This is a genomic window from Rhizobium herbae, assembly GCF_019511375.1.
Classification (GTDB): domain Bacteria; phylum Pseudomonadota; class Alphaproteobacteria; order Rhizobiales; family Rhizobiaceae; genus Pararhizobium; species Pararhizobium herbae_A.
Genome location: NZ_JAEUAO010000002.1, coordinates 944,548 through 968,137 on the forward strand (window position 1 = coordinate 944,548; position 23,590 = coordinate 968,137).

The following is a 23,590-nucleotide window of genomic DNA, read 5'->3' on the forward strand; positions in this document are numbered from 1 at the left end:
TTTCTTGGCGGGCGGGACCTTCGGGCTCTGTCCGCGCCCACATCACGGCATTGGACGACAATATGAGCGAGACTGGGTTAACAACTGGTGACTTCACGGAAGAGAACGAACCCTTTTCCCTTTTCGGCACATGGCTGAAAGAGGCCGAGGCGTCGGAGATCAACGATCCCACTGCCGTGGCGCTGGCAACGGTCGATGCGGACGGGCTGCCGGATGTGCGCATGGTGCTCCTGAAGGATTTCGATCAGCGCGGCTTCGTCTTCTACACCAACTTTGAGAGCCGCAAGGGCCAGGAAATCCTCGGCAACATGAAGGCCGCGATGTGTTTCCACTGGAAGACCCTGCGCCGCCAGGTGCGAGTGCGCGGCCCCGTCGAGATCGTCAGCAACGAAGAGGCCGACGAATATTTCAAGAGTCGCGCCCGCGGCAGCCGCATCGGCGCCTGGGCGTCGAAACAGTCGCGGCCGCTCGAGAGCCGCTTCGCGCTTGAAAAGGCCGTGGCTGAATATACGGCGCGCTATGTCATTGGTGAAATCCCGCGCCCGGCCTATTGGTCCGGCTTCCGGATCAAGCCGACGTCGATCGAATTCTGGAAGGACGGCGCCTTCCGCCTGCACGACCGCATCGAATTCCGTCGCGAGACGCCAGATGGCAACTGGAGCAAGGTGAGGATGTATCCCTGAGCGGTGCCGGTTCCGTGGGCTAGTTTCCGGCCATCAGCCTGAAGGGAATCCCCGATGCGAGCGCGCTGACATAGCCCGCTTTCTGAAAATGGCCGTTCAGCGAAATGCGGGGAAGAGCGGTCTTTGCCAGGCCATTGGCCAGAGTGCCCGGCTGCGTGGTAACGGCTGTCGTGAAGCCGAGGTGGCTCGCGATCGCGTGATCGCGCGGCGAAACGGTGCCGCTATAGCCATAGGGATAGGCAAACAAGGCGGGCCTGCGGCCGGTGATCCGCTCGACGCGCATGGCCGAGCGGTCCATCTCGGTTCGTGCGACGTCGTCCGTCAGGCGCGCCAGCGCCCGATGCGTGATCGTGTGGGCGCCAAGGCTGGCCAGTGGATTTTCAATGAGTTTCCGCAGGCCGGCTTCGTCCAGGGTGAGGTCGGCGGTCAGCTTCAGTGCATCGACGCCCTGAAGATCGGCCATGGCCTTCAGCCGGTCCACCGCTACCGTTTCGTCGATCGCATGGATGAAGGCGGCGACACGATCAAAGGCCGCCTGCTTTTGCAGCAGCGTCGCGGCCGGCAGTGTCTCCATGTCCTTGTCGAATTGGAACCTGAGGCTCGTCTGTCGCTCCAGCAGGTCGGCAAGGACTTCCCACCAGAGGATTGCGGTCCGATCGACGAACCCACCGGCAACGAAGACGGTGAAGGGCACGCGATGATGGGAAAAGACTGGCGCTGCGTATTCGAGATTGTTGCGGTAGCCGTCATCGAGCGTGAACGCAGCAACGGGCTGTGGATCGCTCGAGGCAAGGTGAGCGGGCAGGGCGTCGAGCGCAATGAACCGGTACCCGTCACGCTTCAGCCGGGTGATCGCGGTATCGAGAAACTCCGGCGTAATCTCCAGATGCGCATTGGGATCGAAGGCGCGCGCCGCTTTTGGCCGGACGTGATGGAGCGTGAAGATCGCACCGCGCCCGCGTGCGCGGCGCAGCAGGCCGGTCGAACTGATGACACGCGCGACGTTGAGGCCGCCGGTGATGGCGGCGCGCCTGGCGGCCTTTCGCAGCATGGCTTTCACGGCTGTTGCCACCCTTCGGGCTGAGGTTTCGAGGGCCCGACCTTAATGGCGGTGGCGTTAACACCTGTTGAATCGGCCGTTCAATACCGTCGCGACGGCTGTGCTCAGGCTTGCGTCCCGCCGACGGTCATCTCGTTCATCCTCAGATGCGGCTGGCCGACCCCGACGGGCACCCACTGGCCGCCCTTGCCGCAATTGCCCATGCCGGTGTCCAGCTTCATGTCGTTGCCGATCATGGTGATGCGCTGCATCGCGTCCGGGCCGTTGCCGATCAGCATTGCGCCCTTCACCGGCGCGCCGATCTTGCCGTTGTCGATCAGATAGGCCTCGGTGCAGCCGAAGACGAATTTGCCCGAGGTGATATCGACCTGGCCGCCGCCGAAGGAGACGGCATAGATGCCCTTCTTCACAGACGCGACGATCTCTTCGGGTGTCTTGTCGCCGGAAAGCATATAGGTGTTGGTCATGCGCGGCATCGGCACATGCGCGTAGGATTCGCGCCGCCCGTTGCCGGTCGGCTTCATGCCCATCAACCGGGCGTTCTGGCGGTCCTGCATGTAACCGACGAGCTTGCCGTCGTCGATCAGCACGTTGTAACCGGACGGAGTGCCCTCGTCGTCGATGGTCAGCGACCCGCGGCGCGACTCGATGGTGCCGTCGTCGACCACGGTGACGCCCTTGGCAGCGACCGTCTGGCCCATCAGCCCGGCGAAAGCCGACGTCTTCTTGCGATTGAAATCGCCCTCGAGCCCGTGGCCGACGGCTTCATGCAGCATCACCCCCGGCCAGCCGGAGGAAAGCACGACATCCATGGTCCCGGCCGGCGCGTCGATCGCCGTCAGATTGACCAGTGCCTGCCGCAACGCCTCGTCGGCCCCGCGCTGCCAGTTGTCGGCGGTAACGAAATCGCCGAATCCGCGCCGGCCGCCGACACCATACGTCCCGGATTCCTGCCGGTCGCCTTCGCCTACGACCACGGAAATGTTGAGCCGCGTCATCGGCCGGACGTCGTGCATGCGCTCGCCGTCGGCGCGCAGGATGTCGATCACCTGCCAACTGGCGGCAATCGAGGCGGTGACCTGCCTTACCTTCGGATCCTTGGCCCGCAGATAGGCGTCGATCTCGGCAAGCAGCGACACCTTGGCCTCGAAGCTCGGTTCGCCGATCGGGTTCTCGTCGCCGTAGAGGCGTCTGTTGGTGCGCTGCGGTGCCGCCGCATAGCTGCCGGAATAGCCGCGGGTCACCGCGCCGACCGCATCGGCGGCCCGCTTCAAGGCAGAGAGCGAGAGATCGCCGGCATGCGCATAGCCGACCGCTTCCCCGGCAACGGCGCGCAGGCCAAACCCCTGGTCCGTGTTGAAGCTGCCGCCCTTCAGGCGGCCATTGTCGAAGGACAAGGTTTCCGACTGGCTGTGCTCGATGAACAACTCGCCGTCATCGGCGCCCGACAGCGTCCTGGCCAGCACCTCGCGCACGACCGCCTCGTCGCTGTCGAACAGTTTGATGAGATCGGTGTCCATCGGCGAAGCTCCATATGCTGAGGATATGGTGCACTATGTAGGGACAGGTTCGGAGGGGGGCAAGCGGAGATGTCGGCGTTCAGGGCAGCGCGTCATATCCGTCGCCGAAGCCCTTGAGGTCGACTGGGATACCGATGCCTTCTTCCGGCGACTGGAAGACGATGAACGTGGCAGTCGCTCCGCTGCGGAAGGTTTTCAACAGTTCCTCTTCCAGAACCACCTCGGCGTAGCAGCCATCCGAGAAGCAGCGGACGAAATAGGCGCGTCCGATATCCTTGCCATCGACATTGAGGCCGAGGCCGTTGGGCAGCAGAACGCCGAGCGGTGCAAGGACGCGCAGGATCTTCGCCTTGCGATCGGCCGTCTTCAGGACCACCACCGACAATCCGACTTCCGGGCGATCTTCGGCAATGACGTTCTGCATCAGGGCGCATTGCTCGGCACTTGCGCCCGCCGGCTGGTCGCAAACGATCGACCAGGCCCCGTGGTTCGACTTCACCGTACCCGGTGTGCCTGGCTGTTGCGCTCCGGGCTGCTGGGCCGCTGCCGTATAGGAAAGAAGAGTGGCGGCAAGCCCGAGCGCCGCGATCGGCAGCCGGGAAAGGAGGGGCAGGCCCATGTAAACCTCAAACTTAAGAATCAGTCCGGCTATTCTTGAAGTGCGTGCACGCAAATGAAAAGCCCCGCGGCGGTACATTCCAGCCCGGTGTGGCGGAAATGGGGCTCCCGCAGCAGGCGCAGGCGGCAAGGCAAGCCGTAAATCGCAAAGGAGCAGGTATCGCCGTGGTGTTGGCAGTCCCAAGTATGGTATAGCCTGCGGCATCGACATGACATGCCGGATGGTGCCGGTGCGGTCTTCTTTCGCCGCGCGCCTACGGAAGACCGCATCGCTCGAGAGCCTGTGCGAAAAGCACGGTTTGCGCAAAAATGCCGCATGGGCTTGTAGGGACAGATGTTGCGGCGCTGATCAAACTGTGGTTTGAAGCGCTTCAGTATCGCAGGGATTCTGCGTTTCGGTTTGATCCTGATCAAGCGCCCAGGGAGACATATTGTGAAAAACAAGGCTTATGCAGTTCTGGCATCGATTGCCTGTCTGCTTTTTGCTACGAACGCCTTTGCCGACAAGCCGGTCGCTTGGCAGACCAATTTTCAGCCGGCAGCAACCGGAATCATGGAAGAAATCACATGGTTCGAGCACTATACGCTGTGGTTCATCATCCCGATCACGCTGTTCGTCCTGGCTCTGTTGGTCTGGATCGTGGTCCGGTTCCGCGAAAAGGCCAATCCGGTTCCCTCCAAGACCAGCCACAACACGATGATCGAGATCATCTGGACGGTCGGCCCGGTCCTCGTTCTGCTCTTCCTGGCCATTCCGTCCTTCCAGCTCCTGACCGCGCAGCTCACGCCGCCTGCAAATCCTGACCTGACGGTGAAGGCGACCGGCAACCAGTGGTACTGGTCCTATGAATATGAAGTCGGCGAAAGCCCGCTGACCTTCGACAGCCTGATGATGAAGGAAGAAGATCGCGCTGCGCTCGGCAAGGAAGACAAGGCGGAATATCCGCGTCTTCTCGCCGTCGACAACGAGGTCGTCGTGCCCGTCGGCAAGACCGTCCGCGTTCTCGTGACCGCCGCAGACGTCATTCACGCTTTCGCCATGCCGGCGTTCGGTGTGAAGATTGATGCCGTTCCAGGCCGCCTCAACGAAACCTGGTTCAAGGCCGACCGTGAGGGTCTTTACTACGGCCAGTGTTCCGAGCTTTGCGGCAAGGACCATGCCTACATGCCGATCGCCATCCGCGTGGTCAGCGAAGACAAGTACAACACTTGGCTTGCTGCCGCCGCCACCAATATCGGTGATGCGAACAAGGCCCTCATGGCTTCCATCGACGGCGCGGAAAAGACCGTCGACGTCGCTGCAAACGCCGCACAGTAATTCGAAGGGGAACTCGACCCATGGCCGGAACAACCGCGCAACACGATCACCGTCATGATCACGCCCATGATCATGGGCACGACCATGACCACGCCCACAAGCCGCTGACCTTCTTCCAGCGTTGGTTTCTGTCGACCAACCACAAGGATATCGGCACGCTCTACCTGATCTTCGCGATCTTCGCCGGCATCGTCGGCGGCACCCTGTCGGTCTTCATGCGCGCCGAGTTGCAAGAGCCGGGCATCCAGATCTTCCACGGCCTGGCTTCGATGGTCTACGGCTTCGAGGGCGATGCAGCCATCGACGGCGGCAAGCACATGTTCAACGTGTTCACGACCGCGCACGCGCTGATCATGATCTTCTTCATGGTCATGCCGGCACTGATCGGCGGTTTCGCCAACTGGATGGTGCCGATCATGATCGGTGCGCCCGACATGGCCTTCCCGCGCATGAACAACATCTCCTTCTGGCTGATCATCCCAGCCTTCCTGCTCGTGCTCCTGTCGATGTTCGTCGAAGGCCCGGCGGGCGCGTATGGGTCGGGCGGCGGCTGGACGGTCTATCCGCCCTATTCGACATCCGGGCAGCCCGGTCCCTCCATGGACCTGGTGATCCTCGGCCTGCACATCGCCGGCGCCTCGTCGATCCTCGGTGCGATCAACTTCATCACCACCATCCTCAACATGCGCGCTCCGGGCATGACGCTGCACAAGATGCCGCTGTTTGCCTGGTCGGTGCTGATCACCGCCTTCCTGCTCTTGCTCTCGCTGCCGGTCCTGGCAGGCGGCATTACGATGCTGCTCACAGACCGCAACTTCGGTACGGCCTTCTTCGCGCCCGAAGGCGGCGGCGACCCGATCCTGTTCCAGCACCTGTTCTGGTTCTTCGGTCACCCGGAAGTGTACATCCTGATCCTGCCCGGCTTCGGCATCATCAGCCACATCGTCTCGACCTTCTCCAGGAAGCCGATCTTCGGTTACCTCGGCATGGCCTACGCCATGGTCGCCATCGGCGCCGTCGGCTTCATCGTCTGGGCGCACCACATGTACACGGTCGGCATGTCGCTCGACACGCAGCGCTACTTCGTCTTCGCGACGATGGTCATCGCGGTTCCGACCGGCGTGAAGATCTTCTCGTGGATCGCGACGATGTGGGGCGGCTCGATCCGCTTCACCACGCCGATGGTCTGGGCGATCGGCTTCATCTTCCTGTTCACGGTCGGCGGCGTCACGGGCGTCCAGCTCGCCAATGCCGGCCTCGACCGTTCGCTGCACGACACTTACTACGTGGTTGCCCACTTCCACTACGTTCTGTCGCTCGGCGCCGTCTTCGCGATCTTCGCCGCATGGTACTACTGGTTCCCGAAGATGACCGGCTACATGTATTCGGAATTCCTCGGCAAGCTGCACTTCTGGGTGATGTTCGTCGGCGTCAACCTGGTGTTCTTCCCGCAGCACTTCCTCGGCCTTGCCGGCATGCCGCGCCGCTACATCGACTATCCGGATGCCTATGCCGGCTGGAACATGGTATCGTCCTACGGCTCCTACATCTCGGCCGTCGGCGTCCTGATCTTCCTCTTCTGCGTCTTCGAAGCCTTCGCCAAGAAGCGCGTTGCCGGCGACAATCCGTGGGGCGAGGGTGCCAACACGCTGGAATGGCAGCTGACGTCGCCGCCGCCGTTCCACCAGTGGGAACAGCTGCCGCGCATCAAGTAAGCGCCGCTTTCACTCCGAAGCCGCCGGAAACGGCGGCTTCGCTCCACGTCGGGCTAACCGGCAGGACGGCGCGGGATAAGTGCCGAAACGATCCAAGGACGAGATATGACGGTCATCGAAAATCACGAAGCAATGGGTCCGGAAGGCGGCGCTCGTCTCTCGGAAGCCTCTGCGCGCGATTTCTTCGAGCTGCTGAAGCCGCGCGTCATGTCGCTGGTGGTGTTCACAGCACTTGCCGGCATGGTGCTGGCGCCGGGCCACATCCATCCCTTCATCGGCTTCATCGCCATCCTCTGTATCGCCGTTGGCGCCGGAGCCTCCGGTGCGCTCAACATGTGGTACGACGCCGATATCGATGCGGTGATGACCCGCACGGCGAGGCGGCCGATCCCGGCGGGAAAGATCCTGCCGAAGGAAGCGCTCGCCTTCGGCCTGACGCTCTCGGCCTTCTCGGTCTGCATTCTGGGCATCGTCGTCAACTGGCTGTCGGCCGGGCTGCTCGCCTTCACGATCTTCTTCTATGTCGTCATCTATACGATGTGGCTTAAGCGCTCGACGCCCCAGAACATCGTCATCGGCGGTGCCGCCGGCGCTTTCCCGCCGATGATCGGCTGGGCCTGCGTGACGAATGCAATTTCGATCGAAAGCATCGTGCTTTTCCTGATCACCTTTCTGTGGACGCCCGCCCATTTCTGGGCGCTCGCGCTGTTCAAGATGCGCGACTATGGCGCAGTCGGCGTGCCGATGATGCCGAATGTCTGCGGCGAGGCGACAACCAAGAACCAGATCGTCATCTATGCCGTGCTGACCGCCATGATCGGCGTCGTGCCGACGGCCCTTGGATTCGCCAGCACCGCCTACGGCGCAATTGCACTCTGTCTTGGTCTCGGCTTCATCTGGTACTCGATCGGCGTTCACCGCATGCCGGAAGGTGACGAGAAGATGATCCCGGCCAAAAAACTCTTTGCCTTCTCGATCCTCTATCTCTTCGCGATCTTCTCCGCGCTGATGGTCGATCATCTGATTGCCACCCTGTGGCTCACTGTCGGAAAGGTTGCCTGATGGAACTCGTGTCGCTTTCGGACGCCCAGAGGAAGTCGCGCCGCGGCCGCAACATCGCGCTCGGCGTCGTGCTCTTCGGGCTGGTTGCCGTCTTCTATGTCGTGACGCTGATCAAGTTCAGCAGCGGCATGATGCAGTAGGATCAACGGCGGATGTCAACGGCGAACAATGCAGATCGTAAGAAGGAGCGCGCAAACGGCGTCATCGTCGCGTCCTGCGTCGCCTTCGTGTTCGGCATGGTCGGCATGGCCTATGCCGCCGTTCCGCTCTACGACATGTTCTGCAAGGTCACCGGCTACAACGGCACGACGAAGCGCGTCGAGCAGGCCTCCGACGTCGTCCTCGACAAGACCATCAAGGTGACCTTTGACGCCAATACCGCACCGGGCCTGCCATGGGATTTCAAGCCGGTTCAGCGCGACATCGAACTGAAGATCGGCGAGACGGTGCAGGTCGCGTTCGAAGCGACGAACATGTCGAGGAAGCCGACCACGGGGCAGGCTGTGTTCAACGTGACGCCAATGGCGGCCGGTGCCTATTTCAACAAGGTGCAATGCTTCTGCTTCACCGAGACGACGCTGCAACCCGGCGAAAAGATGGAGATGCCGGTGGTGTTCTTCGTCGATCCGGAAATCGTCAATACGGTCGAGACCAAGGGTATCAACACGCTGACGCTTTCCTACACCTTCTACGCCCGCGAACCGTCGAAGCCGATTGCCGGCCCGACGGTGAAGCCGGGAAAGACTGACAACAAGCTTTGACAGATCACCGTTTTCGGCTAAGCCGGAGGCGATACGAGACAGACTTATCGGGGATTATTCATATGGCCGGTGCGCATCAGAAAAACCACGACTACCACATCATCGACCCGAGCCCCTGGCCGCTCCTGGCATCGATCGGCGCCTTCATCATGGCCTTCGGTGGCGTTGCCTACATGCGCTACCTGGCCGGCGGTTCGTTCAAGATGTTCGGTCTCGAACTTGCCAATCCGTGGGTGTTCTTCATCGGCCTCGTCGTCGTGCTCTACACGATGTTCGGCTGGTGGTCGGACACGATCAAGGAAGCGCATGAGGGCCATCACACCCGCGTCGTGTCGCTGCACCTGCGCTACGGCATGATCATGTTCATCGCCTCGGAAGTGATGTTCTTCGTCGCCTGGTTCTGGGCGTTCTTCGACGCCAGCCTCTTTTCGGGCGAAGCCATCCAGGCGACGCGCACAGCCTTTACCGGCGGCGTCTGGCCGCCCAAGGGCATCGAGGTTCTCGATCCCTGGCACCTGCCGCTCTACAACACCGTCATCCTGCTTCTCTCGGGCACCTGCGTGACCTGGGCGCACCATGCGCTGCTGCACGGCGACCGCAAGGGCCTCGTCAGTGGTCTGACGCTGACGGTACTGCTCGGCATCCTGTTCTCGAGCGTCCAGGCCTACGAATATGCCCACGCACCGTTCGCCTTCAAGGATTCGATCTACGGCGCGACCTTCTTCATGGCGACGGGCTTCCACGGTTTCCACGTTCTGGTGGGCACGATCTTCCTGCTCGTCTGCCTGCTGCGCGCGGTCAAGGGCGATTTCACCCCCAAGCAGCATTTCGGCTTCGAAGCCGCCGCCTGGTACTGGCACTTCGTCGACGTGGTCTGGCTGTTCCTGTTCTTCTCGATCTACGTCTGGGGCGGATGGGGCGCACCGCTCGCCCACGGCTGATCGGGTCCTTATTTGAGAAATTCAAAAAAGGCGGGTGCCGAGGCGCCCGCCTTTTTCATTTTCGGCAATGCTGCCGCGCGGGGCGGATTTGTCTGGCACGCGCCCCTCGAATGAGCCCAAAGGTCGCGGTGGCCGATATATCGCTTGCGCGACGAATGCGTTATGGAAATTGGACGGCAAACAGGACATGAAACCATGAACGAAGACAGTGCGCATTTCCCCCCAGTCGATCCGGTCAAGGCCGGGGTCAAGGGACTTTGCCCGCGCTGCGGCCAGGGCAAGCTGTTCGACGGGTTCCTGAAGGTGAAACCGGCCTGCACGAGCTGTGGCCTCGACTACAAGTTCGCCGATTCCGGCGACGGTCCCGTGGTGTTCGTCATCCTGATCGTCGGCTTCATCGTTGTTGGCGCGGCGCTATGGACGGAGATAAACATAAACCCTCCGCTGTGGCTGCACTTCCTGCTCTGGATTCCGCTTGCCAGTATCTTCAGCCTTGTCCTGATGCGTATGCTGAAGGGCATCCTGGTCAACCTGCAGTACCGAAACAATGCGCGGCAGGGCGAGATCGATCGTGGTTGAAGCTGCCAGCGGGAAGAAAAGCGGCGTGTCGTTCGGCCGCGCGGCCGGCATTGTCCTTGTCCTCATCGCGCTCGCCATTCTCTTGTCGCTCGGCACATGGCAGGTGCAGCGGCTCCATTGGAAAGAGGGTCTGCTCGCAGCAATGACCGAGCGCCGCGCAGCACCGCCGGTCGATCTGGCCGCGATCGAGGCGATGGCCCAGGCCGGCGAGGATATCGACTACCGCACGGTGCGCGTCACCGGCACCTATCTCAACGACAAGGAACGGCACTTCTTCGCCACCTATGAGGGCCGGACAGGCTATTACGTCTACACGCCGCTGCAGCTAGCCGACGGCCGTTTCCTTCTCGTCAACCGCGGCTTCGTCCCCTTCGAGCGCAAGGAAGCCGCGACGCGCAGGCAGGGGCAGCTCAGCGGAGCGCAGACCGTCACCGGCCTTGCGCGCGTCAAACTCACGCAAAAGCCGTCCTGGGCCGTCCCCGACAATGATGTCGCCAAGAACATCTTCTACTGGAAGGACCTGGACGTCATGGCGTCGAGCGCCGGGCTGGATGCTGCGCAGGTCGTGCCGTTCTTCGTCGATGCGGACACAACGCCCATTCCGGGCGGCATGCCGATCGGCGGAGTTACGCAGTTCGACCTGCCGAACAACCACCTGCAATACGCCGTGACATGGTATGGCCTGGCCGCGGCGCTGGTTGCCGTCTGCGGCGTGTTCATCCTTCGGCGAAAGAGATAATCGGGCGCGCTGCTGCAGAACATGGAACGACTGCCGGGGGACCTATGACCATCATCGCCAACATACTGATTGCCGTAACAGCCTTGCTGCATGTCGGCTTTCTCGTGCTTGAAATGTTCTTCTGGACAGCACCGCTGGCGAGAAAGGTGTTCCGCATGTCGCAAGAGCGCGCGCAAGCGACAAAGGTGCTGGCGGCCAATCAGGGGCTCTACAACGGCTTTCTCGCCGCCGGCCTTGTCTGGTCGCTGATCGCCTCGCCGCCGGAATTTGCCTTTCAGTTGAAGCTGTTCTTCCTTGTGTGCGTGATCGTTGCCGCTATATATGGCGCATGGTCGGTCAAGCCGCGCATCTTTCTGGTGCAGGGCGGCCCGGCGATCCTGGCACTTCTGTTCACTGTTTTGGCACCCTGATCCATGGCATCTTTCTCGGCAAGGAAACCGATCACCATCCGCCTCTGCGGCCCGCGCGGCTTTTGCGCCGGCGTCGACCGGGCGATCCAGATCGTCGTTCTGGCACTGAAGGAATATGGCGCCCCGGTCTATGTCCGTCACGAGATCGTTCACAACCGATATGTCGTCGAGGGGCTTGAGGCCAAGGGCGCGATCTTCGTAGAGGAACTCGACGAGATTCCCGAGGAACATCGCAAGCAGCCGGTGGTCTTCTCCGCCCATGGCGTGCCGAAGTCGGTTCCCGCCGATGCAGAGACCCGCAATCTGTTTTATCTCGATGCGACCTGCCCGCTGGTTTCCAAGGTCCACAAGCAGGCCATGCGCCACCAGCGCCTCGGCCGCCATGTCGTGCTGATCGGCCATGCCGGCCATCCGGAAGTCATCGGCACCATGGGGCAATTGCCGGAAGGTGCCGTATCGCTGATCGAGACCGTCGAGGACGCGGACAATTACGTGCCGCCGGATCCCGACAATCTCGGCTTCGTCACCCAGACGACGCTGTCGGTCGATGACACGGCCGGCGTCATCAAGCGGCTGCATGAACGCTTTCCGAACCTGACCGCACCGGCCGCCGATTCGATCTGCTATGCCACGACCAACCGCCAGGAGGCCGTGAAGCAGGCGGCACCTGGCTGCGATCTCTTCCTCGTCGTCGGTGCTCCGAATTCGTCCAATTCCAAGCGGTTGGTCGAGGTTGCGCTTCGCGCCGGTGCAAGGAAATCGGTGCTTGTCCAGCGCGCGTCGGAAATCGACTGGGATGATATCGGCGATATCGCCACCGTAGGGTTGTCGGCCGGCGCCTCGGCACCGGAAGTCATCGTCAACGAGATTATCGAGGCCTTTCGCGAGCGTTACGACGCGTCGGTGGAGCTTGCCGACACGGTCGAGGAGACCGAGAATTTCCTTGTCAACCGTGAGCTTCGCCACGTGCCGCTGACCGCTCAGGACATGGCGTTCGTGAATGGAGATTAGGCGATGAGGGCAGGTGGCATGAATCCTCGGGCCAGACCCGAGGATGACGACCTTGGGTTTCCTGCCTCCTCAAGCCAGTCGTCACCGTTGCGCTTGCTCCCTCGCTCCGTCATCCTCGTTCTCGGCTCAATACCGAGGGATGACCGCAGGATCCATCCCCGGCAAGACAAATTCAACACTTACAACCGCGAGAACAGACCTTGGCAGTTTATACCGACATCACGGAAGACGATCTCGCCAATTTTCTGACCGCCTATGACGTCGGCACGCTGACGTCCTACAAGGGCATTGCCGAGGGTGTGGAAAATACCAATTTCCTGCTGCACACCACCAAGGGCTCCTACATCCTGACGCTTTATGAAAAGCGGGTGGACCAGAACGACCTGCCGTTCTTCCTCGGACTGATGCATCATCTGGCCGACAAGGGCCTTTCCTGCCCGCTGCCGCTGCCGCGTGCGGACGGAAAATTGCTCGGCGAGCTTTCCGGCCGGCCGGCCGCCGTCATCTCGTTCCTCGAAGGCATGTGGCTGCGCAAGCCCAATGCCAATCATTGCCGCGAGGTCGGCAAGGCGCTGGCGGCAATGCACGTGGCGGGCGAGGGCTTCGGGATCCGCCGTCGCAACGCGTTGTCAGTCGACAGCTGGCGCCCGCTCTGGAACAATTCCCGTGACCGTGCCGACGAGGTGCAGGCGGGCCTCAAGGCCGAGATCGCCGCTGAACTCGATTTCCTCGAAGTCAATTGGCCGAAGGACCTGCCGGAAGGCGTCATCCACGCCGATCTTTTTCCCGACAACGTCTTCTTCCTCGGCGACGGACTTTCCGGCCTGATCGACTTCTATTTTGCCTGCAACGACTTCCTTGCCTATGACGTCTCGGTCTGCCTGAACGCCTGGTGCTTCGAAAAGGACGGCGCCTTCAACATGACCAAGGGCATGGCGCTCTTGTCCGGTTACCAGAGCATGCGGCCGCTGACCGAAGCCGAGATCGAGGCGCTGCCGCTTCTGGCGCGCGGCTCGGCGCTGCGCTTTTTCCTCACGCGTCTCTACGACTGGCTGACGACGCCGCCGGGGGCGCTGGTGGTCAAGAAGGACCCGCTCGAATATCTGAAGAAGCTGCAGTTTCATCGCTCCGTCGCAACTGCCGTTGAATATGGCCTGACCCACGAGACAAAGCCCGCATGAAACATGTCGATATCTTCACCGATGGCGCCTGCTCCGGTAACCCCGGACCGGGTGGATGGGGCGCGGTGCTACGCTACGGCGACGTGGAAAAGGACCTGTGCGGCGGCGAGCCCGAGACCACCAACAACCGGATGGAGCTTCTGGCTGCGATCAGTGCGCTCAACACGCTGAAGCAGCCCTGTGAGGTCGATCTTTACACCGACAGCAAATATGTAATGGACGGCATCAGCAAATGGATCCATGGCTGGAAGCGCAACGGCTGGAAGACGGGCGAAAAGAAGCCGGTGAAAAACGGCGAGCTCTGGCAGGCGCTCGACGCCGCCAACCAGCGCCACAAGGTGACCTGGCATTGGGTGAAAGGGCACGCCGGCCACGTGGAAAACGAACGGGCCGACGAACTCGCCCGCAAGGGCATGGAGCCGTTCAAGAAGAAGCGGTAAGGCAAGGTGGGATTTCGCCGTCTCGCCAGGGGACGAGACGGCGCTATTTCCCAATGGAGCGCTCCTGCATTTCTTCGCCGATAAAACAATTATAGGGCCTGGGGTATTGAACCCGCACCGGGCCCGTTTGGCGCTGCGGAGTGCCGCTGACCTCCAGACCTGAAATCTCGATGACGAGCTTGCGTAGGATCGTTTCGGCGAACTGGGACACATTCGTGACCTTCAGCAGAAATGCCCCGTCTCCGCCGATGACGCATTCCCGATAATAGACATCGAGATCCGGAATCGATGCCGAATCCGGCGTGGTCTTCAACATAATGGGAAGACCGTCAATGACGATGCGCTGAGCGACAGTCGTGTTCCTGCCGACCGGAGCCGGGACGCCGGCATTGTTGGGGCCGTCGCCGGATACATCGATCACGCGCCGGCTCCCTCGAAAGGGGCTGGTTTGGAAGAGCTTTCGTGCAAACGCAAGCGCGTTGGAGATCGATGTGAAGGAGATGCGCCTGATCGGCTGTCGGCGCAGTAGGTCGGAAAACTGCGCCGCGGCCGTCCGGCCGTCAATCAGCGTCCAGGGCACGATCTGGACAGCCGAACCGCCCCACTCGATGTAGGTCACCGCAATTCTGCCGAGCGGTCCGCGCTGCAAGGCTTTGGCGATCTCGGGCCTTAGGAACGCGTCAACGTAGCCCTGACGTTGCAAATGCTGCTCATCGATTTCCATCGAATAGGAGACGTCAACGGCAATGACCAGTTCCAGATCTACCGTATATTGCTCGGCAGACGTCGTTCCCCCCAGAAGACAGAAGGAAACAAGAAGCGCCCATAGCGGTTTCATTGCGGCAATCCACTTGGCCATTCAGTCGCGACGGCGAGGCGTCCGTCACACGCGGGCACCTGCGCATCACGCCCGGTAGTCGTTCCGTCTGAAGCAGGTTAACATAGGCCCGAAGTTTCGCGATCGCCGCTGCGGAGGCTTTGTGGGAAGAGATGATTTCATGACCGCCATCGACCGGCAAACGCATTGGGAAGGTGTCTATACCACCAAGGCGGAGAGCGAAGTCAGCTGGTATGAGGACACCCCCGGGCTGTCACTGGCGCTGCTGCAAGAAGCCGGGTTGGCACCAGCCATGTCCGTCGTCGACATCGGCGGCGGCACGTCACGATTGGTGGATGCCTTGGAGGCCTTTGACCAGGCCCATGTTACCGTTCTCGATCTGTCTGCCGCCGCCCTTGAGACGGCGAAGGCTCGACTGGCAAATGCCGATCGCGTGCGGTGGGTGGTATCGGATGTGACCACGTGGACGCCCGACAGACAGTATGACCTTTGGCATGACCGCGCCGCCTTTCACTTCCTGACGACGGCGGAGGAGCAGCAGGCCTATGTTCGCGTGCTGGTGCATGCCCTCAAGGAGGGCGGAAAGGCCGTGATTGGCACCTTTGCACCGGATGGCCCTGAGACATGCAGCGGCTTGCCCGTGGCTCGATACGACGCGGAAGGCCTGCAGGCCGTTCTCGGTGTCCGGTTCAGGCTTGCCGCAACGCGGCGTTATCAGCACGTCACGCCATGGGGTTCAGTGCAGAACTTCCAGTTCAGCACGTTCGAGAAGGCCGGGGGCGCGAACGCCCTGGCGTGAGTCGATCGTTGCGGCGGGCAGCCTTTGGGACGGTTCATCTGGCCACCGGGCCGTTAGCTTTCTTCCAGGCATCGATGCCGCCCTCGATGTGGCAGGCGCTCGTGAGGCCGGCGTCCTGTGCTGCCTCGACCGCCATGGCCGAACGCTCGCCAAAGGCGCAATAGAAGACGATCCGCTTGCCGGTTGCCGCCGCCAGCTCATGCAGGATGCCACCAGGACCGATGTGCTCCTGCAACTCCGGATAGGGCGCGTGCAGCGCGCCCGGAATGGTTCCGTGCTTTTCGCGCTCTGCCTTCTCGCGCAGATCGACGATCGCGATATCGGAGCGGCCGCTAAGTGCCATTGCTTCGGCAGCCGAAACGGCCCAGCCCTTGCGCGCGATCTCCTCCTGGTGAAGGCCGACATGAATATTGGCCGGTACGGCCACATCCATCATCTTCGGGTTGGGCAGGTTGAGATTGTTCATGATGTCGACATATTCATCGACCGATCGGACCCTGAGCCGCGGGTTGAAGCGTTTCTCCTCGCCGATGGTCGATACGGTATCGCCCTTGTAGTCGTGGGCCGGAAAGACCAGCGTCTCGTCCGGCAGTTTGAGCAACTTGTTGAAGATCGAATCATATTGCTGGCGCGGGTCACCGTTCTGGAAGTCGGTGCGCCCGGTGCCGCGAATGAGCAGCGTGTCGCCGGTGAACACACGCCCGCCCATGAGGAAGGAATAGGAATCATCCGTATGGCCGGGCGTGTAGAGCACGTCGAGGCTGAGGCCCTCGATCGCAACGCGGTCGCCTTCTGCTACGCGCATCGAGACCACATCGGCCAGCGTCTGCTCGCCCATCACCGTGATGCAGTGCGTCCGGTCACGTAGGGCGCCGAGCCCGGTGATGTGATCGGCGTGCAGATGCGTATCGACGGCCTTGACCAGCTTGAGATCGAGCTCGCGCACGAGCTGCAAGTAGCGGTCGACCTTTTCCAGCACCGGGTCGATGATCAGCGCCTCTCCCCCATGCCGGCTGGCGATGAGGTAGGTGTAGGTGCCGGAAACGCTGTCGAATAGCTGACGGAAGATCATCGTTGGCTCCGTTGCGCGTCTCTACGGCCGGCGCTGGACATCGATGCTATCCCTGCGGCTGCGGCACGATCCGGATATAGGGTTTTGGTGCGCGCCAGCCTTGCGGATATTGCTTCCTCGCGTCGTCGTCCGTCACCGAGCCGGCGATGATCACGTCGTCGCCCTGCTTCCAGTTTACCGGCGTGGCCACCTTGTGCTTGGCGGTGAGCTGAAGCGAATCGATGACGCGCAGCACCTCGTCGAAATTGCGCCCGGTGGTCATCGGATAGACGAGGATCAGCTTGATCTTCTTGTCCGGTCCGATGACGAAGACGTTGCGCACGGTCTGATTGTCGGCCGGCGTACGCTGGGTCGGGTCGCCCGATACCGCGGCCGGCAGCATGCCGTAGAGCTTCGACACGGTGTAATCTGTGTCGGCGATCATCGGGAAGTTCGGTGCAGCCCCTTGCGTTTCCTCGATGTCCTTCACCCAGCCGGAATGGCGATCCAGTGGATCGACCGAGAGGCCGATGATCTTGACACCGCGCCTGTCGAATTCGGGCTTGATCCGGGCCATGTATCCCAGTTCGGTCGTGCACACCGGCGTAAAATCCTTCGGATGGGAGAAGAGTACTGCCCAGGAGTCGCCGATCCAGTCGTGGAACCGGATGTCGCCTTCGGTGGTGGTTGCCGTGAAATCCGGCGCAAGATCATTGATTGCAAGTGTCATGATATCCCCCATAGCCTTGAGGAGATGCTTACCAAAAGCACCAACCGGCGCAGTTTGCTCCTTTTGATAAACTAGGCAAAGCGAAATATTAGACAGGACGCCTGATCTTTCCCGGCCGCTGATGCGGTTCGCGCGACCATCGTTTCAACGATGTCGCACGAAAGTTACTTAGCCATTGCGCTAAGTGTCGCGACGTGATACTTAGCCTTATGGAACAGTATTCGGGGCAACTGGACGGCATTTTTCAAGCGCTGGCCGATCCCACCCGCCGGGCCGTTCTGGCGCGGCTGGGCGCAGGTCCGGCCAGCATCAGCGAACTGGCAAAGCCCTTCGAGATGGCCTTGCCCTCGTTCATGAAGCACATCCGTTTTCTAGAAGGCAGCGGCTTGATCCGGACACGCAAGCAAGGTCGCGTCCGGACCTGCCTCATCGAAAAGAAGCAGTTCGCTGCCGTCGAAACGTGGCTGTCGGAACAGCGCGCCCTCTGGGAAGGTCGCACGGACCGGCTCGAGCGGTTTGTCGCAGCCGCTCAAAGGAAGGGAGAAACACCATGATCCGATCTGCAAACCCGGACTTCGACCTGACGATTTCCCGCATTATCCGGGCGCCACGCTCGCTCGTCTGGCGCGCCTGGACCGATCCCGCCAGTTTCGAACAATGGTGGATACCGGCACCGGCCAGGTGCAAGGTCGTGGACATGGAACTGCGTCCCGGCGGCGCGTTCGTCACCCACATCAGCGAGGACGGCGGCGATTTCCAACCCCACCTGAGCGCCTGTTTCCTGGATATCGCCGAAGGCGAGCGGATCGTCTTCACAAACGCTCTGGTCGCCGGATGGCGGCCAGCCGAGCAACCCTTCATGACCGCGATCATTACATTGAATGACCATCCGGACGGCACCGATTATACCGCCTATGTCATGCATAAGAACAAGGCGGATCGGAACATGCACGCGGAAATGGGCTTCTACGACGGATGGGGCACGGTCGTGGAGCAACTTGCCAAATTGGTCGAAGGAACCGCCGGGTGAAAGATAGCGTCGAGAAGGGGGCGCTCGGTTACGTCCGGCGCAGCTCAGGCCACACCGTCAATAGGACATGATCTTTTCCAAAAGCCCCGGAAAGCGCGCTTCCAGATCATCGAGACGGACCACGTTGATGTTCTCGACACCCTTCTTGGTCGTCAGGATGACACCTGACTCGCGCAGCACCCGGAAGTGGCCCGAAAGGGTCGATCGTGCCATGTCCGGAAAGGGCGCGGCCGCTTCGCCGCAATTCCTGCCGTCCGCTGAACAGTAGAGCGTCTTTACGATCGCCAGCCGCGTCGGGTCGCCGAGCGCGGTCATGACGCCGGTCAGGGTTATGTGGTCTCGTGATGGATGAAAGAACTGGCTCATGGACCGCAGATAACACACTGATTGACAGACTTCAATATTACGGTATTTTCGAAATACCGTATTACGGAAACAAGGAAATTGTACATGACGAAGAGATTTGATGATCGTGTGGCGGTTGTAACAGGGGGCTCGACCGGTATCGGTCTGGCGACGGCGGGCGCCTTCCTTAAGGAAGGGGCTAGGCGCGTCTATGTTACCGGGCGCACGCGCAAGAGCCTAGATGCAGCGGTCGAGGTGCTCGGCGAGCGTGCCGTTGCGGTGGTCTCGGATGTCTCGAGGATCGGCGATATTGAGAAGCTCAAGGCGGAAATCGAGGAGCGCGGCGACAGTGTCGATGTGCTTTTCGCCAATGCCGGCATTGCGGAAAAGAACAGCTTCGGCGCAACGACCGAAGCCGAATTCGACAAGACCTTCGATATCAACGTCAAAGGCCTGTTTTTCACCGTGCAGACGCTTCTGCCGCTCGTTCCCGACGGCGGTGCGATCGTGCTCAATGCCTCGATCGTTGCCAACAAGGGGCTGGCGGATCTCAGTCTCTACAATGCGTCGAAGGCGGCTGTGCGCTCTTTCGCCCGAACGCTTGCCAATGATCTCAAGGAACGAAAAATCCGCGTCAATGCCGTCAGCCCCGGCCTGACACGCACGCCAATCCTGGAAAACGGTCTTAAGATGGACGAGCAGCAGATCGCCGCCCTGCACAGCCATGCCGAACAGGCAGTACCGCTTGGCTACGTCGCAAAGCCGCACGAGATCGCGACCACGGTGACTTTTCTCGCTTCGGCGGACGCCAGCTATGTCAACGGTATCGAACTGAGCGTCGATGGCGGCATGACGCAGGTATGACCTGAAAACGGCCGGCTCCGACAACAGAGCCGGCCGTATTGCCTCAAATCTGTTCCAGCATGGCCGCCGCAGCCGAAACGGTTGCCTGGCCTGGATTTTCCTCGACGTTCAGGGTCTTGACCACGCCATTCTCCACCAGCATCGAATAACGCTTCGAACGCACGCCGAGCGTACCCGCCGAGAGGTCGATGTCCATGCCCAGCGCCTTGGTGAAGGCGGCGTTCCAGTCCGAGAGGAAGTGGATCTTGCCCATGCCGCCCGACGCGGTTGCCCAGGCGCCCATGACATGCAGGTCGTTGACGGCGACGACGGCGATGTCGTCGACGCCGCGTGCCAGGATCGCGTCGCGGTTTTCCAGATAGCCGGGCAGGTGATTGAGCGAGCAGGTCGGCGTGAAGGCGCCGGGAACCGCAAACAGCACGACCGTCTTGCCGGAAAACAGCTGATCGGTGGTGATTTCGACCGGGCCGTCGGCGGTCTTTTCCTTGAACGTGGCGGCAGGCAGCTTGTCTCCGACAGAAATGGTCACGGTCTTACTCCTCGAGGCTTTTCGGAAAGGCAAAAAGCGCAGTCGCGCCGTTGGAGCGGGCGCTGCGATGGGTCGCGAATGAATATAGAATTGCCTCAGTCAAAGGCAAGCGGGGTTTCCATGCTGCGCTTGCCGGATCGCACGACGAGCAGGACCGATCCGCTTTTCAGCGCGCCGTCTTTTGCGGGAACCCGCACCGGCACTTCTGCGTCAAATGCTCCATTCGCGACGCTGATGATTTCCGGCTTGCCGAAGCTGAAGCCACGCGGACCGGCGAGGAAAAGCTCGGGCGGTTTTTCGGCTGATGCATCGGGCGTCACCAGCGATAGGCGAAGGCGCTTGCCCGACGCATCGAAGGACGCGGCCTTGACCTTGAACGTCTCGGACGGCTGCTCCGGCAAGGCGGCAACGGCATCGTCGATCCGCGCCCTGTCGAGTGGATTTTCTGCCGTGCCTTCGGGCAAGGAAAGGCTGAGGTCGGCCTGGACAGGGATGCAGATGTCCTTGCAGATGCCGAGGAAGACCGAGATATTGAGAGACAGATCGCCGCTCTTCCTCTCGCTCTCCAACAGAAGCGGAAAAGCCACGGACTTGTCGTAACCGGTGTAGTGATCCACACCTTCGCCAAAGCTCTTCGGTGGCGGAAAGCGCATTCCCAGAACGGAGACACGATCCTTCGGATCGATGCTCACCTGTGGCGGTATACCGCTTGCTCCGGGCTCCAGCCAATAGGTCTTCCAGCCGGGTTGCAGGCGGATGTCGAGGATGGCCGGGATCGTCCCGTCTGGCTGCAGCCTGTCGGCGACAATGCGGATCGCGCCGCCCTCGGAATGCGCCCACTCGCTCTGCGCGGCCTGCACAGTGGGGATAATAAAAAAATATGCGGCAAGGCTTGCCAGCGCCGCCAAATGAGTCGCATTCTCTAGGAGACGATGATGTTTCATGAGGATGAGGCTTATCGGTTTTGGGGCATGGTTGAAAGATGCCCGCTTTCACCTCCGGATCATTTTTCCTTGATGGAGGCGAGCCGAGGAAACCAGAGAAATGCCTCAAAACCAAAGGACGAGGGTGGAGACGCTTTTCATTGACCCAGAAGGCTGAAACCATGATGGCGACATTTCAGAAGAAGCGCGAGCGCGGTTTGCTAGACGGTCAGTTCCTGATCGCCATGCCCGGCATGTTCGACAGCAATTTTGCCCGCACGGTCATCTTCGTCTGCGCCCATTCGAGTGACGGCGCCATGGGTTTCGTGCTCAACCGTCCGCAGCAACTGACCTTTCCGGATGTGCTTCTGCACCTGCAGATCATCGATCAGGCAGAAGCCATCCGTTTACCGCCGCTCACCCGCAATTTCCAGATCCAGACCGGCGGGCCTGTTGAAACCGGCCGCGGTTTCGTCCTGCATTCCGACGATTACCTGAGCGAATCCAGCATTCCGGTCAGCGATGACATCTGCCTGACGGCGACGCTCGATATCGTGCGGGCCATCTCGCGTGGCGAGGGGCCGTCCAAGGCGATGATGATGCTGGGCTATGCCGGCTGGGGTGCCGGACAGCTGGAAAGCGAGATCGCCAGCAATGGCTGGCTGAATTGCCCGGCGAGCGAGGAACTGATCTTCGACCGCGATCTCGACGACAAATATGACCGCGCGCTGGCGCTGATGGGCGTTTCCCCGGCGACGTTGTCCATGGATGCCGGTCACGCCTGACCGGCGGATTTTTCCGCCATTACGGCTTTTTGCCGGAACAATTTCACCTGCCTTCCGTTTTCCGAACGCAAGGACACGGGCGCTTGGTCCTGTCCTCAACGTTTCAAGGAGACTGAACATGGGCAGCACTTCCGACAAGATTTCCGGCGCAGCCAATCAGGCCGCAGGCAACGCCAAACAGGCGGCCGGCAAGGCAACCGGCAGCAGGAAACTGCAGGCGGAGGGAAAGGGTCAGGAAGTCAAGGGCAAGGTCCAATCAGCAACTGGTAAGGCCAAGAGTGCCGTAAAGGGCACCATTGACCGGATGTAATGTGAGAATTGCTGCCCCCTGCGTTTATGGGTGGACAGCTCCAAGGTGCGCGGATCGACTGTCCTGACGGGTTCAACTGGATGGAAGATTTCTAGCGCCGGTGCCCGCTGTGCTTCTCGCCGGCGGGCATTCCTTTGCTCGAGTGCAATGATGATTATCCCAGGGGGCTCGTTGGGCCCTGCGGACCTCGATGGACGATTTTTCATGAGACTTTACGAATGCGGCAATTGTGGAAATCCGGTCCATTTCGATAATCGCGTCTGCGTAAATTGCGGCTCCCGGCTGGGCTTCCTGCCGGATGCCATGGCCATGCAGGCGTTGATCACGGCCGGCGGTGACCTGTGGCAGGGAGCAGCGCAACAGACGGCAGATGTCCGCTTCTGCGCCAATGCCGCGCATGACATCTGCAACTGGCTGATCGCGGCGAACGACGATCATGCCTACTGCCAGGCCTGCCGCTATAACCGTATCGTCCCGGTCACCGACAACCCGGAGGGGCTGGCCCGCTGGCAGAAGATCGGCCAGGCGCAGCGGCATCTGTTCTATTCGCTGTTGCGCTGGAATCTGCCGCGGCCCGGGCGTGACGTCGATCCGCAGGGCGGGCTTGTCTTCGATTTTCTCGCCGATGAGGTCGATAGCTACGGCAACCTCGTGCCCGCCATGACCGGTCATGAAGACGGCCTGATCAGTCTGCGTGCGGCTGAAGCCGATGACGCCACGCGCGAAAGCGTGCGCGTGCAGATGAACGAACCCTACCGCACGCTGCTCGGCCATTTCCGCCACGAGATCGGTCACTTCTACTGGAGCCAGCTTGTCCGCGACGACCAGACCCTGAACGAGGCGCGATCGCTGTTCGGCGACGAACGGGCGGATTATGCCGAGGCGCTTCGCCGCAATTACGAGCAGGGACCTCCCGCCGACTGGCAGACACGGTTCATCAGCACCTATGCCAGCACGCATCCGGCAGAGGACTTCGCCGAATGCTGGGCACACTCTTTCCATATCGTCGACACGCTGGAAACAGCCCGGTCCTTCGGCCTGTCCACCGATCCGCGCCGCCACGAAGGCATGGCGGCGGAAGTCGATTTCGACCCCTATCGGGCGAAGGATGCGCAGACTCTGGTCGACGCCTGGATCCCCTTGAGCGTGGCGCTGAACAGCATCCAGCGCAGCATGGGTCAGCCAGACAGCTATCCGTTCGTGCTTTCGCCGCCAGTCGTGCAGAAGCTGGACTTTATCAACCGCCTGATACGGCGGGCGGGAGCAGGCTATAGGCAATAGGCAATAGGCGATAGCTGTCGCCAAGGCAGAGACTATTTCTACTGCCTACTGCCTGCTGCCTGCTGCC

At 61.2% G+C, this 23,590-nt stretch carries 29 protein-coding genes; 20 read left to right on the forward strand and 9 right to left on the reverse strand.

Features of this window, described 5'->3' with window-relative positions:
- Window positions 1-50: 50 nt before the first annotated feature.
- Window positions 51-683 (forward strand): pyridoxamine 5'-phosphate oxidase, encoded by a 633-nt coding sequence (pdxH, locus tag JNB71_RS11745; protein WP_262927100.1) that lies wholly within the window; start codon window positions 51-53, stop codon window positions 681-683.
- A gap of 19 nt (window positions 684-702) precedes the next feature.
- On the opposite strand, the gene JNB71_RS11750 is transcribed toward pdxH, so the two are convergent.
- The 3 genes from JNB71_RS11750 to JNB71_RS11760 all read right to left on the reverse strand — a co-directional run bounded on the left by JNB71_RS11750 (window position 703) and on the right by JNB71_RS11760 (window position 3,882).
- Entirely contained in the window at window positions 703-1,734 is a 1,032-nt protein-coding gene (locus tag JNB71_RS11750) for a polysaccharide deacetylase family protein (protein ID WP_220372254.1), read from the reverse strand.
- 113 nt (window positions 1,735-1,847) lie between these two features.
- A complete protein-coding gene (gene tldD, locus JNB71_RS11755) occupies window positions 1,848-3,263 on the reverse strand; it encodes a metalloprotease TldD (RefSeq protein ID WP_220371953.1) in 1,416 nt (471 codons plus the stop codon).
- A 79-nt stretch (window positions 3,264-3,342) separates the two neighbouring features.
- Entirely contained in the window at window positions 3,343-3,882 is a 540-nt protein-coding gene (locus tag JNB71_RS11760; RefSeq protein WP_018330137.1) for an invasion associated locus B family protein, read from the reverse strand.
- A gap of 432 nt (window positions 3,883-4,314) precedes the next feature.
- Between JNB71_RS11760 and coxB the strand changes: the two genes are divergently transcribed.
- The 12 genes from coxB to rnhA all read left to right on the forward strand — a co-directional run bounded on the left by coxB (window position 4,315) and on the right by rnhA (window position 14,038).
- Entirely contained in the window at window positions 4,315-5,199 is an 885-nt protein-coding gene (gene coxB / locus JNB71_RS11765; RefSeq protein ID WP_220371954.1) for a cytochrome c oxidase subunit II, read from the forward strand.
- A 20-nt stretch (window positions 5,200-5,219) separates the two neighbouring features.
- Window positions 5,220-6,914: a cytochrome c oxidase subunit I gene (gene ctaD, locus JNB71_RS11770; RefSeq protein WP_220371955.1), complete on the forward strand. Its 1,695-nt coding sequence runs from the start codon at window positions 5,220-5,222 to the stop codon at window positions 6,912-6,914.
- Window positions 6,915-7,019: 105 nt separating this feature from the next.
- Window positions 7,020-7,976: a heme o synthase gene (locus tag JNB71_RS11775; RefSeq protein WP_220371956.1), complete on the forward strand. Its 957-nt coding sequence runs from the start codon at window positions 7,020-7,022 to the stop codon at window positions 7,974-7,976.
- The gene (locus tag JNB71_RS11780) at window positions 7,976-8,116 is read left to right on the forward strand and encodes a hypothetical protein (RefSeq protein ID WP_220371957.1); all 141 of its coding nucleotides are present in this window, start codon (window positions 7,976-7,978) and stop codon (window positions 8,114-8,116) included. The genes JNB71_RS11775 and JNB71_RS11780 overlap by 1 nt, the downstream gene beginning before the upstream one ends.
- A 12-nt stretch (window positions 8,117-8,128) precedes the next feature.
- Window positions 8,129-8,737, forward strand: a complete 609-nt coding sequence (locus JNB71_RS11785; protein WP_220371958.1) for a cytochrome c oxidase assembly protein — start codon at window positions 8,129-8,131, stop codon at window positions 8,735-8,737.
- A 62-nt stretch (window positions 8,738-8,799) separates the two neighbouring features.
- Window positions 8,800-9,678: a cytochrome c oxidase subunit 3 gene (locus tag JNB71_RS11790; RefSeq protein ID WP_220371959.1), complete on the forward strand. Its 879-nt coding sequence runs from the start codon at window positions 8,800-8,802 to the stop codon at window positions 9,676-9,678.
- A 195-nt stretch (window positions 9,679-9,873) separates the two neighbouring features.
- Window positions 9,874-10,257, forward strand: coding sequence for a DUF983 domain-containing protein (locus tag JNB71_RS11795; protein ID WP_220371960.1), 384 nt, complete (start codon window positions 9,874-9,876; stop codon window positions 10,255-10,257).
- Window positions 10,226-10,996: an SURF1 family protein gene (locus tag JNB71_RS11800; protein WP_220371961.1), complete on the forward strand. Its 771-nt coding sequence runs from the start codon at window positions 10,226-10,228 to the stop codon at window positions 10,994-10,996. The genes JNB71_RS11795 and JNB71_RS11800 overlap by 32 nt, the downstream gene beginning before the upstream one ends.
- 44 nt (window positions 10,997-11,040) lie before the next feature.
- Window positions 11,041-11,406 carry a DUF1304 domain-containing protein gene (locus tag JNB71_RS11805; protein WP_220371962.1) on the forward strand — a complete coding sequence of 122 codons (366 nt, stop codon included), beginning with the start codon at window positions 11,041-11,043 and terminating at the stop codon, window positions 11,404-11,406.
- Between the two features lie 3 nt (window positions 11,407-11,409).
- The gene (gene ispH / locus JNB71_RS11810) at window positions 11,410-12,417 is read left to right on the forward strand and encodes a 4-hydroxy-3-methylbut-2-enyl diphosphate reductase (protein ID WP_220371963.1); all 1,008 of its coding nucleotides are present in this window, start codon (window positions 11,410-11,412) and stop codon (window positions 12,415-12,417) included.
- A 200-nt stretch (window positions 12,418-12,617) separates the two neighbouring features.
- Window positions 12,618-13,598 carry a homoserine kinase gene (locus JNB71_RS11815; protein WP_220371964.1) on the forward strand — a complete coding sequence of 327 codons (981 nt, stop codon included), beginning with the start codon at window positions 12,618-12,620 and terminating at the stop codon, window positions 13,596-13,598.
- A complete protein-coding gene (gene rnhA, locus JNB71_RS11820) occupies window positions 13,595-14,038 on the forward strand; it encodes a ribonuclease HI (RefSeq protein WP_018330149.1) in 444 nt (147 codons plus the stop codon). The genes JNB71_RS11815 and rnhA overlap by 4 nt, the downstream gene beginning before the upstream one ends.
- A gap of 43 nt (window positions 14,039-14,081) precedes the next feature.
- Here the strand turns inward: rnhA and JNB71_RS11825 are convergent, their stop codons facing one another.
- Window positions 14,082-14,897 carry a DUF1194 domain-containing protein gene (locus tag JNB71_RS11825; RefSeq protein ID WP_346657253.1) on the reverse strand — a complete coding sequence of 272 codons (816 nt, stop codon included), beginning with the start codon at window positions 14,895-14,897 and terminating at the stop codon, window positions 14,082-14,084.
- Between the two features lie 139 nt (window positions 14,898-15,036).
- Here JNB71_RS11825 and JNB71_RS11830 point away from each other — a divergent pair, with 139 nt between their 5' ends.
- Window positions 15,037-15,675: a class I SAM-dependent methyltransferase gene (locus tag JNB71_RS11830; RefSeq protein WP_220371966.1), complete on the forward strand. Its 639-nt coding sequence runs from the start codon at window positions 15,037-15,039 to the stop codon at window positions 15,673-15,675.
- A gap of 34 nt (window positions 15,676-15,709) precedes the next feature.
- On the opposite strand, the gene JNB71_RS11835 is transcribed toward JNB71_RS11830, so the two are convergent.
- Entirely contained in the window at window positions 15,710-16,747 is a 1,038-nt protein-coding gene (locus JNB71_RS11835; protein WP_220371967.1) for an MBL fold metallo-hydrolase, read from the reverse strand.
- A gap of 46 nt (window positions 16,748-16,793) precedes the next feature.
- Entirely contained in the window at window positions 16,794-17,456 is a 663-nt protein-coding gene (locus JNB71_RS11840; protein ID WP_220371968.1) for a peroxiredoxin, read from the reverse strand.
- Between the two features lie 209 nt (window positions 17,457-17,665).
- Here JNB71_RS11840 and JNB71_RS11845 point away from each other — a divergent pair, with 209 nt between their 5' ends.
- Together JNB71_RS11845 and JNB71_RS11850 are read left to right on the forward strand one after the other, a co-directional pair.
- Window positions 17,666-18,010, forward strand: coding sequence for an ArsR/SmtB family transcription factor (locus JNB71_RS11845; RefSeq protein WP_220372255.1), 345 nt, complete (start codon window positions 17,666-17,668; stop codon window positions 18,008-18,010).
- Window positions 18,007-18,486 carry an SRPBCC family protein gene (locus JNB71_RS11850; RefSeq protein WP_220371969.1) on the forward strand — a complete coding sequence of 160 codons (480 nt, stop codon included), beginning with the start codon at window positions 18,007-18,009 and terminating at the stop codon, window positions 18,484-18,486. Before JNB71_RS11845 ends, JNB71_RS11850 begins: the two co-directional genes overlap by 4 nt.
- 57 nt (window positions 18,487-18,543) lie before the next feature.
- Here the strand turns inward: JNB71_RS11850 and JNB71_RS11855 are convergent, their stop codons facing one another.
- Window positions 18,544-18,852 (reverse strand): ArsR/SmtB family transcription factor, encoded by a 309-nt coding sequence (locus JNB71_RS11855; RefSeq protein ID WP_220371970.1) that lies wholly within the window; start codon window positions 18,850-18,852, stop codon window positions 18,544-18,546.
- An 84-nt stretch (window positions 18,853-18,936) separates the two neighbouring features.
- On the opposite strand from JNB71_RS11855, the gene JNB71_RS11860 reads away from it, so the two are divergent.
- The gene (locus tag JNB71_RS11860; RefSeq protein ID WP_220371971.1) at window positions 18,937-19,695 is read left to right on the forward strand and encodes an SDR family oxidoreductase; all 759 of its coding nucleotides are present in this window, start codon (window positions 18,937-18,939) and stop codon (window positions 19,693-19,695) included.
- Window positions 19,696-19,738: 43 nt separating this feature from the next.
- Here JNB71_RS11860 and JNB71_RS11865 read toward each other — a convergent pair whose 3' ends face one another.
- Complete coding sequence (locus JNB71_RS11865) at window positions 19,739-20,224, reverse strand: peroxiredoxin (RefSeq protein WP_220371972.1); 486 nt, start codon at window positions 20,222-20,224, stop codon at window positions 19,739-19,741.
- Window positions 20,225-20,319: 95 nt separating this feature from the next.
- Window positions 20,320-21,132 (reverse strand): protein-disulfide reductase DsbD domain-containing protein, encoded by an 813-nt coding sequence (locus tag JNB71_RS11870; protein WP_223215818.1) that lies wholly within the window; start codon window positions 21,130-21,132, stop codon window positions 20,320-20,322.
- A gap of 197 nt (window positions 21,133-21,329) precedes the next feature.
- On the opposite strand from JNB71_RS11870, the gene JNB71_RS11875 reads away from it, so the two are divergent.
- The 3 genes from JNB71_RS11875 to JNB71_RS11885 all read left to right on the forward strand — a co-directional run bounded on the left by JNB71_RS11875 (window position 21,330) and on the right by JNB71_RS11885 (window position 23,523).
- Window positions 21,330-21,932 carry a YqgE/AlgH family protein gene (locus JNB71_RS11875; protein WP_431028705.1) on the forward strand — a complete coding sequence of 201 codons (603 nt, stop codon included), beginning with the start codon at window positions 21,330-21,332 and terminating at the stop codon, window positions 21,930-21,932.
- 118 nt (window positions 21,933-22,050) lie between these two features.
- Complete coding sequence (locus JNB71_RS11880) at window positions 22,051-22,242, forward strand: CsbD family protein (protein ID WP_220371974.1); 192 nt, start codon at window positions 22,051-22,053, stop codon at window positions 22,240-22,242.
- A 204-nt stretch (window positions 22,243-22,446) separates the two neighbouring features.
- Complete coding sequence (locus JNB71_RS11885; RefSeq protein ID WP_220371975.1) at window positions 22,447-23,523, forward strand: zinc-binding metallopeptidase family protein; 1,077 nt, start codon at window positions 22,447-22,449, stop codon at window positions 23,521-23,523.
- Window positions 23,524-23,590: the final 67 nt, after the last annotated feature.